Genomic DNA, 13,014 nt, shown 5'->3' with positions numbered 1-13,014 from the left:
AAATAGAGCCTATCCTAAAGGTGTGATGACCATCTTTTAGGATAGGCTTTTTTGTATATTAGTCTTGTGGTACAAATGCTTTCCAGCTAGATAAATCCATATTTTGTTTCAAGGTGGATGAAGCAGGGAAAACAAATGACCAAGGTTTTGTAGTATTCGCTTTAATTTCAAGATTCGGTAACGTGAAAGCACCTTTAACAACGATTTCTCCAGAAGCATCTTCAATATGAAGAGGAAGTTGTTCTAGTTGAATGTTATCTTTACAGCCGTTACGAATTAGAAGTGTTGTATGTAAATCACCGTTCTCTTTCAGTGCGGCTTGTAAACCTAGGAAGTTAATTTCACCTTCATTTGGAGGTGTTAAATTGTCTACAAAATTACGTAAAGCATCTTTGCTTGCTTCAGGTAACTGAGATTCCCAAGATGGATCTAAATCTAGTTGATGCTTACTTTCAATTTCGAAAGCTAATTCCCAATCTGATTGAGATAGTTCAGCTTCCGTTATTGTTTCTTGCTCAAATGTAAATACGAACGGCATATTTACGTTTTCAGGAATATCGCCAAGTGCAGACAGGTTAAATGTTTTACGTGCGCACAGCTTTTTATCTTTGTTTAATAGAAGTAATGTAACTTCTTCGAAAGAAATCGGTTTTGGGACACTGCTGCGAATGAAAGCAGCTACATCGTATGCGCCATCACGTTTTTCAATTTCAATTCCTGATAAAGAAATTTGATATTCTTGTAAACGTGGTAATTCTTTATGTAAAAATTGATAAATGTATTTTTGTTCTTGTGCTACGTCACCCCAGCTAGGATGGAAGTAAAGAACTGGCTTTACCGTTTTATTTTGAGAAGTAGTTTCTTCTTGTCCAAATAATTGATTACTAGAAACAGTAGTATCTTTTCCTTTTTTCTTTGCCTTTTTCAGGAATGATAACATAAATTTTCACCTCATGATTGTACGTTTTCTGGAACTGCTAAATGTCTCGCGATATATCGGCACATTTCTTTTTCAAAATTACCGTAAGTGTATAAGAAAATATCCAAACCTTCTTTTTGATAAAGGCGAGTTGGATCTTCTTGTTGATATTGTCTTAAGCCAATACCTTCTTTTAAGTGAGTCATTGCATCTAAGTGATTTACCCAGTTTTGATCTAGGAAGTGTAAACCAACGTAGCGCAGTGATTGTTGTAAATCCGCATGGTCATTTAATTCTTGTACACGTTCGATATAGCTAGAAATTGTATCTTTTAAAACGATTTGTAAATCCTCAGGTGAATGTACGTTGTTCGCAGATAATGGCGGCAAAGTTTCAGCCGCTAAAACTTCTTTAATAGATGCTGTTAAACTAGTGAAATCCCATTCTTCAGGAAGCATTCCTTCAAGAAGGTGCTGCTTAGCAATTGCATCCACAGAGTGTTCAATCATTGGAATAACAAGTTCTATCATATTTGTTTCTTCTTTTAGAAGGTTGTTACGTAGTGTGTATATAACATTACGTTGATCATTAATTACGTCATCTAATTTTAAATTATATTCACGCATTGAGAAATGACCACCTTCACAAATTAATTGTGTACGGTTAATGAAATCATGAACTTTAGATGTATTAATAAGCCCCGTTTTGTCAGATTTCAGTGATTTTTCCAACTTTTCTACTTCTTCGTGAGCGAAGCGCTTTAGCATCTCATCTTCTAAAGATAGGAAAAATTGAGAGCTTCCCGGATCACCTTGGCGACCAGCTCGTCCTTTAAGCTGGTTATCAACGCGGCGAGATTCATGACGTTCTGTTCCAATTACATGTAATCCACCAAGGGCGTGGACACCTTCACCTAGTAAAATATCAGTACCTCGGCCTGCCATATTTGTAGCGATTGTAATTTGACCTTTTTGCCCAGCAGTTGCAATTAAGTCTGCTTCTTGCTCTGCACTTTTAGCGTTTAATAATTGATACTTTATGTTTGCTTCATCTAAATAACGAGCAACAGTTTCAGATTGCAAGATAGACATCGTCCCAATTAAAATAGGGCGTCCTTGCTTATGCTGTTTTAGAACTTCTTCACGCACAGCTTTATATTTATCATCAGCTGTTACATATACTACGTCATTTTTATCTTCACGAAGAATAGGACGGTTCGTTGGAATTGGAATAACTTCCATATTATATACACGGTTGAATTCTTTTTCTTCCGTTTTTGCGGTACCTGTCATACCTGATAATGCCGGATACATACGGAAGAAGTTTTGAATTGTAATAGAAGCTTGTGTTTGGTTTTCTTCTGTAATTTCTAAACCTTCTTTTGCTTCTAGTGCTTGATGTAAGCCGTCACTTAAAGAGCGCCCATCCATAACACGTCCTGTGAAAATATCTACAAGTAGTATTTTTTCATCATGCACAATATAGTCAACGTCAAGCTGGAAAGCGACATTGGCACGTAATGATTGAATCATATAATGGTATAGAGTTTGATGCTCTAAATCATATAAGTTATCGATGTCAAATAAATCTTCTATTTTTGTAATACCGTCTTCTGTAAAACTAGCTGATTTCGATTCTGCATCGTATGTATAGTGAAGGGTATCTTGGAATGATTTAATAACTTTTGCACATAAATAATGCAAATCAGAGCTACCTGATTTCTTCCCAGCAATGATAAGTGGCGTTTTCGCCTCATCAATTAAAACGCTATCAATCTCATCGATAATAGCAAAGTGATAGGGGCGCTGGACTTGATCATTTTGTGAAGCAGCCATATTATCGCGAAGATAGTCAAAGCCAAACTCTGTTCCAATACCGTATGTAATATCAGCTTTGTACGCAAGTTTCTTTTCAGAAGGATCGATTTGAGGAATATTTAATCCAACTTGTAAGCCTAGAAATTCATGAACTTGGCCAATTAACTCTTTATCACGCTTCGCTAAGTAATCGTTTACAGTAATAACATGAACGCCTTTTCCTTCAAGGGCACGTACATATGTTGGGAGAGAGGAAACTAATGTTTTTCCTTCACCAGTTGGCATCTCCGCAATATTACCTTCTAGTAATACAAGTCCTCCGATTAACTGCACATCGTAATGGCGTAATCCAAGCACGCGTTTTGCGGCTTCGCGTACAACAGCGAATGCTTCTACTTTTATGTCATCAACTGTTTTACCATCCTTAAGCATACTTTTGAAGGTGACAGTTTTGTGACGTAATTCTTCGTCAGGTAAATCAGCCATTTGTTTTTCCAAATCATTAATATCTTGAACGAGTTGTTCATATTTTTTTAGCTTTCTTTTTTGAGAATCTCCTAACAATTTCTTTACCGAATTCAGCATGTTGTAAACACTCCTCTTACTGACAATAGCTACATTATAGCACATGTTTATCTTGAACAAGTAGAAGTAGTAAATTGAAGAAAATACTGGATAAAAAAACATATATATGGCACATATTATATTTAAAACATAAAAAGAAAGAGAGTATTCAATATATAAGAAATTTGGTATGATAACTAAATGAGATAAAGTGATGATTCTCAAGTTGAATGAATAATACGGATTTAATATTTTATGTAGATTATATATTGAAAGAAAAGAGATAGAAGATGAATAAAAAGTTTGTAAAAGGCGCTGCGATTTTAACCGTTACAACGTTTATATCGAAAGTAGTGGGGAGTTTTTTTCAAATTCCATTGCAAAATATAGCAGGGGATGAAGTACTTGGGATTTTTCGCCTTGTTTTTCCTGTATATATGATAGCCTTAACTTTATCAGTAGCGGGAGTCCCGCTAGCAATATCCCAGTTAATAGCTGATCTTCATGAAAAGAATGATCGTGACGGAATAGCTAAATTGTTTACGTCCGCATCTATTATCGGTGTTATATTTGGGGTGCTCGGATTTTTAATTATTATCATTGGATCGAGTGGCATTGCAAATATGCTTGGTGGGCAAGAGACGAGGCTAGCATTAATTGTTACTTCGTTTGCTTTATTAATCGCACCGTATATGGCAGTGTACCGTGGATATTTCCAAGGGTTCGGAGATATGATACCTACTGGTGTATCACAAGTAATTGAACAGTTGATACGCGTATTCTTTATGCTAACAATAGCCTGTATATTTGTATATTGGAATAAAGGTAGTGATATCATAACAGGCGGAGCAATGATTGGTTCTTGCTTTGGTGTTATTACGTCACTCATATATTTGCGAATGAAATATGTGAAAAGCACGTATCGCTATAAGAGTGAAACATATTCATTACAAGACTTTAAGAAAAACGCGAAAAGTATACTCCGTGTTTCAGTTCCTATTGCAATCGGAGCGTTATCGATGCCTGTTTTAAATTTAGTTGATTCTGTAACAATTCCACATGTGCTACATGAATCTTCTACAACTATTCAGGAACAATTTGGTATATATAGCCGTGGTTTTGCATTTACGCAATTAATTGTTGTATTTGCAAGTGCGATAGTATTTCCGTTAATTCCATTATTAACAGCGGCTTTAACAAAAAAAGATATAGCTTTAGCTAAACTGACAGTAAAACGTACAAATGAGTTTGCACATGTTTTAACAATGCCGATAACGATATGGCTTATGGCGCTTGCAGTACCGCTTAATGTTGCGTTATTTACAGATACAAAAGGAAGTGGCATGTTAGCTATTTTAATTGGTAGCTCGTATTTCACATCACTTATGGTATTATCAATAGGAATCTTGCAAGGGATTAATCGTTCGATGCAAGCAGCATGGATTGTCATCGGTGTAAGTTTTGTAAAAATTGTATTAAATATAGCGCTAGTAAACCAATTTGGTATAAATGGAGCAGCGTATAGTACTCTAATTATTTATATAATGATTTGTATCGCAAATCATATTTATATTAGAAAAGATCTTTCCTATCCAATAGCTATAGGGAAATTTTTGGCTGTGATTGGAGTATCTAGTATTTTAGGTATAGCATTATACTTTGGGACTACATTAATCAATGTGACAGATTCCAGGATTTTAGCAATGATATATAGTGCTGTGGCGCTAAGTATAGCTTCAGTGTTATATGGCATATGTGCATTGAAACTAAACTGGATATCGAAAGAACAAATTCCATTTTTACGTAAATAAAATCGTTGATTATAGAAAATGAACAATATTATACATGGGTATGACTTGTTAGATGTTTGTGAAAGAAATCAATTTGAAGTTATCAAACCTTTCTCGGCAAGGAATGGATAACAATTTGTTTAATTACAAAAAGAGTTGATTGCGAAATGTTGGAGGAGATTAAGAGTGCGGTTAGTTTTATCAGGATATTATGGTTTTTATAATGTTGGGGACGAAGCAATTTTGCAATCAATTATTAAAGCGCTACATGAAGAGGATCCTACTCTTGAGCTTGTTGTACTTTCAAATGACCCCGACTATACAAGAAAAATGTACGGTGTAGAAGCAGTAAACCGATGGGATATAAGAGCGATTTACCGAGAAATAAAGAGAAGTAATGGTTTAATTAGTGGAGGCGGAAGTCTCTTACAAGATAAGACGAGTATTAAGAGTATTTTATACTATACGGGTATTATGCGGCTTGCCCGTTTTTTGAAAAGGCCGTATTATATTTACGCCCAAGGAATCGGACCTATTACGAAGAAGCAAAATCGTTTATTAGTGAAATGGCATGTATCAAAGGCTGAATATATATCAGTACGTGATGAAGACTCTTTTTTGTACTTAAAAGAAATTGGTATTAAGAAAGACATCGAACTTGTTCCAGATCCAGTATTAGCTTGTCAGCCAGAAGAAAAGAAATCCGATTGGCTTCAAAAACATGCGCTGCAAGGAAAGGTCGTTGCGGTTAGTGTAAGGTACTGGGATGCAAAAGAAGATTATATGAAGAAGTTAGCAGATACGCTGAAAAAGCTTAAGCAAGAGGGATACCATATTTTATTTGTACCGATGCATGGACCATTTGATCAAAATGCATCAAGGGATATCATTAATTTGATGGGAGAAGAAGCGCACATGCTCCCTTATAAAATGGATATTCATGAGAAAATCTCTATTTTATCAGAATGCTCTCTTTTAATAGGAATGAGACTGCATGCTCTTATATTATCGGCAGTTGCAAACACGCCTATGATTGGAATTTCATATGATCCAAAGATCGATTCGTTTTTACAACAAGTAAATCAGCCGATTATTGGGAATGTGGATGGAGACTGGACGACAGAAACATTACATAGTATGGCGATTAAACAATTAGGGCAGACAGAATATGTACAGGAAACATTAGGACAAAGGGTAGAGGAATTACGAGAGCAAATTTCCATAGCGTCCAAATATATTATTAATGACTTACATGCAAAAGAGTCTATAAAAAGAGGAATGGAATAGAGGCCATTCCTCTTTTAATTCAATAATTGAGTAGAAAGAAGAACAGGAATCACCTGTTCTTTTTTGCTATGTAAGTAAGAATTTGAAAGAGAAGTGTATGAAAGAAAAAAATGTCGAAAAAAACAACAGATTGAAGTTTTAGTTGTTCCTGAATAGATGTTTTTTCATCTTAAAATCTCAACATTATTATATAAAGAATATCGGTATAATGCGTTTTGTATGAAAGTAACTGGATAATGATGTCGGTCTTCTTCAAAAAAGCGACCTTAAGAATTATGTCGAACGCCAGAGAAATATAGTGTTTATTAATTTTATTATCTTTATATTTATATATTGAAATTGTAAGTGTTTTTCTGCTATAGTTGTAAATGGTTATATAAATATTGTACAAATTTAGTTCTGATGCATTGTTTCGTACATTTTAAATATCCCGATTTTAAAATCTGGTTATTTAAAATAAAAGTCGAAAAAAAAATGAACGTTAGAATTATGAGAATTCACTTTTTTGTCGAATTTAAGGATTTAAATTCGGGTAAAAACGGTTTGATGTCGTTATTATTCTGTATTACGGAGTAATTTATATATATAGGATCTTAACTACATTTATATTTACTAGTTTCAACATTAAATAGAATATCTATTTAAAATATTATGGGACTAGTATTACATTCCTGAAGGAGGAAATATATAAAATGGCAAAGACTAACTCTTACAAAAAATTAATCGCTGGTACAATGACAGCAGCAATGGTAGCAGGTGTTGTATCTCCAGTAGCAGCAGGTAAAACATTCCCAGACGTTCCAGCTAAATTCTGGGCAGAAGATTCTATTAACTACTTAGTAGAAAAAGGCGCAGTTAAAGGTAACGATGCAGGACTATTCGAGCCTGGAAAAGAGATCACTCGTGCAGAAGCAGCTACAATGATGGCTCAAATCTTAAGCTTACCAATCGAAGAGAACGCTAAACCATCTTATCCTGACGCTCAAGAAGGCTGGGCTGTAAAATACATCGCAGCTGTAGAAAAAGCGGGTGTAGTTAAAGGTAAAGATAACGGCAAATTCGAGCCAAACGGCAAAATCGACCGCGTTTCAATGGCATCTATGCTTATAGAAGCTTACAAATTAGATACTAAAGTAAACGGTACTCCAGAAACTAAATTCAAAGACTTAGAAGATAGCTGGGGTAAAGCAAAAGCTAACATCCTAGTTGAATTAGGAATCTCTGTAGGAACTGGCGACAAATGGGAGCCAAATAAAACTGTAACTAAAGCAGAAGCAGCTCAATTCATTGCTAAGACTGACAAGCAGTTCGGACAAAAAGAAGCAGCTACAGTTGAGTCAGTTAAAGCGATCAACGCTAAAGAGGTCGAAGTTAAACTTGGCGCTACAGTGAAAGAAGAAGATGTGAAGAACGCGAAATTCACAATTTCTCAAGGTGGTACTCCAGTAGCAGTTCCTGCAAAAATCGGTGAAGATAAAAAATCTGTAATCTTAACTCTAGAAGATGCTGATATGCTTAAAAATAACAATGCTTATGTTGTGACTGTTGAAAAATTAAAAACTGATGAAGGCAAAGAAATTCCAAAAGCATTAGAAGTTATCTTCTTTAATGATGAAGTAGCTCCAACTGTATCTACAGTATCTATTCCAGAAGGAAAACTTAAAGTTGTATTCAGTGAAAAATTAAATGCAACAAAAGGTGCAACTGTAGTAGTTAACGGCCAAAAAGTTGAAGGTAAAGTGGAAAACAATACGTTCACTTCTAAAAATGCTTTAAATTTTGAAAACGGTAAAGAATTCTCAATCATCGTAACTGGTGCTACAGATTTAGTTAATAACACTATGGAAATGTACGAAAGTAAAGCTACTTATAAAGTAGAAAAAGATGTTACAGCTCCAGAAGTTAAAGATGTTAAAGTGAAAGAACTTGCTAAAGGAAACGCTACATTAGAAGTTACATTCTCTGAAGAGATGGCTAACGCGAACCTAGGTACTGTAACAGTTAAAAAAGGCAAAGAAACTTTAGTAGCTACAATTTCTGCTGATGCTCAAGATAAAACAAAAGCGGTTGTTGAAGTAAAAGACGCTCTTAAAGCAGATGAAACAGCTACAAATCTTACAGTTGAACTTGTTGGTTATAAAGATGCAGCTAACAACGTAGGTCAAAAAGTATCTAAAGAAGTAAAAGTTACAAAAGATGAAGTAGCTCCTAACTTCGTAAAAGCTGTAGCAGAAAAAGAACAAAGCGTAGCAGCTACATTTACATTTGATAAAGAAGTAAATGTTGAAACAACTACATTTGATAAAAAAGTTGTTCGTATTATTAATCAAGATACAAGTGAAGATGTAACAGAACAAGTAACTGCAGCAGCAGTTAAAGATAATAAAAAAGCAATCACTTTAACATTCCCAGCTGCAGGTAACTACAAAGTTGCTGCTTCAAAAGGATTTATTCAAGATACAGCTGGCAATAATTCAGCAGCATTTACTGCAGATGTAAAAGTTGATAAAAAGAAAGATGAAGAAGTAGTAAACGTAGATAAAGTAGCTCCAAAGGTAACAAGTGCAGCATTTAATAAGGCTGAAACTACTCTTGTAGTGAAATTTGACAAGGTAGTAAAAGGTGGTCAAGGTGCAGAGTCAGCTGCTAATGTAAGCAACTACACATTAGCAGGTGCTAAATTACCAGAAGGTACACTAATCACTTTATCTGGTGATACTGCAACTATCGAACTACCAAAAACATTCACTTTCGAAAAATCAGAAACAGTGAAGTTTACAGTAGCTAACGTCGCAAATGCATCTGGAATAAAAATGGGTACAACAAACCTATTATTAGATGTTATTGATACAAAAGCTCCTGAATTCAAATCAGCTAAAGTTACAAATGTAGGGAAACAAGAAGTAACTCTTACATTCTCTGAAGCTGTAAACGTTGATGCAACTGACTTTGTATTTGACTTAAATGGTGTGCCATTTACAGTAACAGAAGAATCTGCTAATAAAGCAAAAGAAGCTGCTTCTAAAGAAGTAGCACTTAAGCTAACAACTACAGAGAATGTTAACTTTGCAACTGGTACATTAACGCTTAAAGCTAAAGAGCTTAAAGCGAATGAAACTTTAAATACAGTTGACGGCCTAGCAAATAACAAACTTGTTGCTTTCAAGCCAGTAACAGTAGCTCGCTAATTGAAATAAATTTCAATAGAAAGAGTCCACATTATGTGGGCTCTTTTTTATGGTCTAATTTTTATAAAGAACGATTTTTGAAAAATTAATCATATTTTGAAGATTTATAGTTAGTTTTATTGAGAAATAAATTGACAACGTTTTCAAAAATAGAAAAACATCTAATTAATATGTAAATCTTTTGTAAATTCACACCGTTTTTCGTTAAAAAAACATTCGAAAAAAAGAAATAAACGTCGAATTATAATAATTTAAGTCGAATATAGTCCAGAAATTGCATTTATTGTAAAAAACATTTAGGTGATGAAGTGGAAATATGTGCTATAATTCCAATTGTGTATTCGATATGAAAAATATACGAAGCGCAGTGAGGGTGGTTTATAGGAAAACAGTTTGTTCATTTCTATATTTTGGTATTATTGATATCCAAATAATACAATTAAAAGACTGAATTATCAGAATGTGTCGAATCTTCTTTTGAGAAAGTTCTTGATAACGAATAGTTTTGTATAGTATGATGAACTTGTTTCAAAAAATGGTATTTAAACCTTATATTTACATCTATAGGTTTATATCATTTTATTATGTAAACTGCTTTTTTATGGTATTTTATATTTTTGTTAATGTTTTTTATTGTTTTATGGCTTTTCTAACTAGCTAGTTTTCAAATTACATATGATATGAAACTAGTAGCATATTCCTGAAGGAGGAAAATTATAAAATGGCAAAGACTAACTCTTACAAAAAATTAATCGCTGGTACAATGACAGCAGCAATGGTAGCAGGTGTTGTATCTCCAGTAGCAGCAGCAGGTAAATCATTCCCGGACGTTCCAGCTGATCATTGGGCATTAGATTCTATTAACTACTTAGTAGAAAAAGGTGCGATTACTGGTAAACCAGATGGTACATATGGTCCAGCTGAAGCAATCGATCGTGCTTCTGCAGCAGTAATTTTCACTAAAATTTTAAGATTACCAGTTGATGAAAATGCTCAGCCATCTTTCAAAGATGCTAAAAATACATGGGCTGCTAAATATATTGCAGCAGTTGAGAAAGCTGGCATCGTTAAAGGTGACGGAAAAGAAAACTTCTATCCAGAAGGAAAGATTGACCGTGCTTCTTTCGCTTCTATGTTAGTAAATGCTTATAACTTAAAAGACAAAGTTAACGGTGAGTTAGTTACAACATTTGAGGATTTATTAGATCATTGGGGTGAAGAAAAAGCAAACATCCTAATCAATCTTGGAATCTCTGTAGGAACAGGAAAAAAATGGGAGCCGAATAAATCTGTATCTCGTGCAGAAGCAGCTCAATTTATCGCAGTAACAGATAAAAAATATGCAAAACCAGATAGCACACAAGCGTATGTAACTGATGTGAAAATTTCTGAACCAACGAAATTAACATTAACAGGAACTGGTTTAGATAAACTTTCTGCTGATGAAGTAACTCTTGAAGGTGACAAAGCAGTTGCGATTGAAGCAAGTGCTGACGGTACATCTGCAACTGTAACACTTGGTGGTAAAGTTGCTCCAAATAAAGAACTTACTGTAAAAGTGAAAAATCAATCATTCGTAACGAAATTCGTATACGAAGTTAAAAAATTAGCTGTAGAAAAATTAACATTTGATGACGATCGTTCTGGTCAAGCAGTTGCCTTCAAATTAAACGATGAAAAAGGTAACGCTGATGTTGAGTACTTAAACTTAGCAGATCATGACGTCAAATTTGTTGCAAATAACTTAGACGGTTCAAAAGCAAACATCTTTGAAGGTGGAGAGTCAACTTCTACTACAGGTAAACTTGGTGTTGGCCTTTCACACGGTGACTACAAAGTAGAAGTACAAGTTACAAAACGTGGTGGTTTAACAGTTTCTAACACAGGTATCATTACAGTGAAAAACCTTGATACACCATCTACTGCAATTAAAAATACTGTATTTGCAGTAGATGCTGATAAAAATGGTGTAGTATACGGTAATACACTTACTGGAAAAGACTTCAAGCTAAATAGCCAAAATTTAGTTGTTGGTGAAAAAGCTCAAATCCATAACGTAGTTGCTACAATTGCTGGAGAAGATAAAGTAGTTGATCCAAACTCAATTAGCATTAAATCTTCAAACCACGGCATTATCTCTGTAGTAAACAACTACATTACTGCTGAAGCTGCTGGTGAAGCTACACTTACTATTAAAGTAGGCGATGTAACGAAAGACGTTAAATTTAAAGTAACTACTGATTCTCGTAAATTACAATCAGTAAAAGCTAACCCAGACAAATTACAAGTTGTTCAAAATAAAACATTACCTGTTACATTCGTAACAACTGACCAATATGGCGATCCATTTGGTGCTAACTCAGCTTCAATTAAAGAAGTTCTTCCAAAAACAGGTGTAGTTGCTGAAGGTGGATTAGATGTAGTAACAACTGATGCTGGTTCAATTGGTACAAAAACTGTTGGTATTACAGGTAACGAAGTAGGCGAAGGTACAGTTCACTTCCAAAACGGTAACGGTAATACTTTAGGTTCATTATACGTAAACGTAACAGAAGGTAACGTTGCATTTAAAAACTTTGAGCTTGTATCTAAATTAGGTAAATACGGTGAATCACCTGATACAAAACTTGACTTAAATGTTTCTAACACAGTTGAGTATCAATTATCTAAGTACACTTCAGAGCGCGTATACTCTGATGCTGAAAACTTAGAAGGCTATGTAGTAGAGTCTAAAAATCCAGCAGTAGCTGATGCTGAAATTGTTGGAAATAAAGTTGTTGTAACAGGTAAAACTCCAGGTAAAGTTGATATTCACTTAACGAAAAATGGTGCAACTGCTGGTAAAGCGACAATCGAAATCGTTCAAGAGAAAATCGCTATTAAATCTGTAAACTTCAAACCAGTTCAAACAGTAAACTTCGTTGAGAAGAAAATTAACATCGGTACTGTGTTAGAACTTGAAGGAAGTAACCTTGATGATATCGTTAAAGGTATTAACTTAACGAAAGAAACACAACATAAAGTACGTGTTGTAAAATCTGGTGACAACCAAGGTAAACTTTATCTTGATACAAATGGCAATGCTCACTTCGATTTATTCGATCAAGAGCTTGGTCATGTAACGGTAAATCAAACAAGTGATTCTGCACTTCCAAACTTCAATCCGGACATCTATAATACTTTAACTACTAAGTACACTGACAAAGGTACATTAGTATTCAAAGTATTAAGAGATAAAGACGTTGTAACAAGCGAAATTGGTTCACAAGCTGTACACGTGAACGTGCTTAACAACCCAAATCTATAAGTTGATTATAGATAGAGTGAAAAATCAGTGGGGATTCATCCCCACTGATTTTTTATTATTTGTTTAATACAAAGAAGCCTCTTGTACTGAACTGTACCCTATAAAATGGACAGTTTAATAAAAAAGCCCTGAAAAATCAAGC

The 13,014-nt window shown here is 34.5% G+C and carries 6 protein-coding genes; 4 read left to right on the top strand and 2 right to left on the bottom strand.

Going from position 1 to position 13,014, the window contains the following annotated elements; translation table 11 throughout:
• Nucleotides 1–58: 58 nt before the first annotated feature.
• Together CQ058_RS15675 and secA2 are read right to left on the bottom strand one after the other, a co-directional pair.
• Complete coding sequence (locus CQ058_RS15675) at nt 59–940, bottom strand: accessory Sec system S-layer assembly protein (RefSeq protein WP_002188479.1); 882 nt, start codon at nt 938–940, stop codon at nt 59–61.
• A gap of 11 nt (nt 941–951) precedes the next feature.
• Nucleotides 952–3,321: an accessory Sec system translocase SecA2 gene (gene secA2, locus CQ058_RS15670; protein WP_105589854.1), complete on the bottom strand. Its 2,370-nt coding sequence runs from the start codon at nt 3,319–3,321 to the stop codon at nt 952–954.
• A 269-nt stretch (nt 3,322–3,590) separates the two neighbouring features.
• Here secA2 and CQ058_RS15665 point away from each other — a divergent pair, with 269 nt between their 5' ends.
• The 4 genes from CQ058_RS15665 to CQ058_RS15650 all read left to right on the top strand — a co-directional run bounded on the left by CQ058_RS15665 (nt 3,591) and on the right by CQ058_RS15650 (nt 12,872).
• On the top strand, nt 3,591–5,111 hold the full coding sequence (locus CQ058_RS15665; protein WP_105589853.1) for a putative polysaccharide biosynthesis protein: 1,521 nt from the start codon (nt 3,591–3,593) through the stop codon (nt 5,109–5,111).
• A gap of 165 nt (nt 5,112–5,276) precedes the next feature.
• The gene (gene csaB, locus CQ058_RS15660) at nt 5,277–6,377 is read left to right on the top strand and encodes a polysaccharide pyruvyl transferase CsaB (protein ID WP_002030044.1); all 1,101 of its coding nucleotides are present in this window, start codon (nt 5,277–5,279) and stop codon (nt 6,375–6,377) included.
• A 692-nt stretch (nt 6,378–7,069) separates the two neighbouring features.
• Nucleotides 7,070–9,565, top strand: a complete 2,496-nt coding sequence (locus CQ058_RS15655) for an S-layer homology domain-containing protein (protein ID WP_105589852.1) — start codon at nt 7,070–7,072, stop codon at nt 9,563–9,565.
• 721 nt (nt 9,566–10,286) lie between these two features.
• The gene (locus tag CQ058_RS15650) at nt 10,287–12,872 is read left to right on the top strand and encodes an S-layer homology domain-containing protein (protein WP_002188483.1); all 2,586 of its coding nucleotides are present in this window, start codon (nt 10,287–10,289) and stop codon (nt 12,870–12,872) included.
• The last annotated feature ends 142 nt before the right edge of the window (nt 12,873–13,014 follow it).

Origin of the sequence: Bacillus sp. MYb56 (genome assembly GCF_002976445.1) — a bacterium.
GTDB classification, from domain to species: domain Bacteria; phylum Bacillota; class Bacilli; order Bacillales; family Bacillaceae_G; genus Bacillus_A; species Bacillus_A mycoides.
This window is presented reverse-complemented; position numbering and strand designations above follow the sequence as displayed.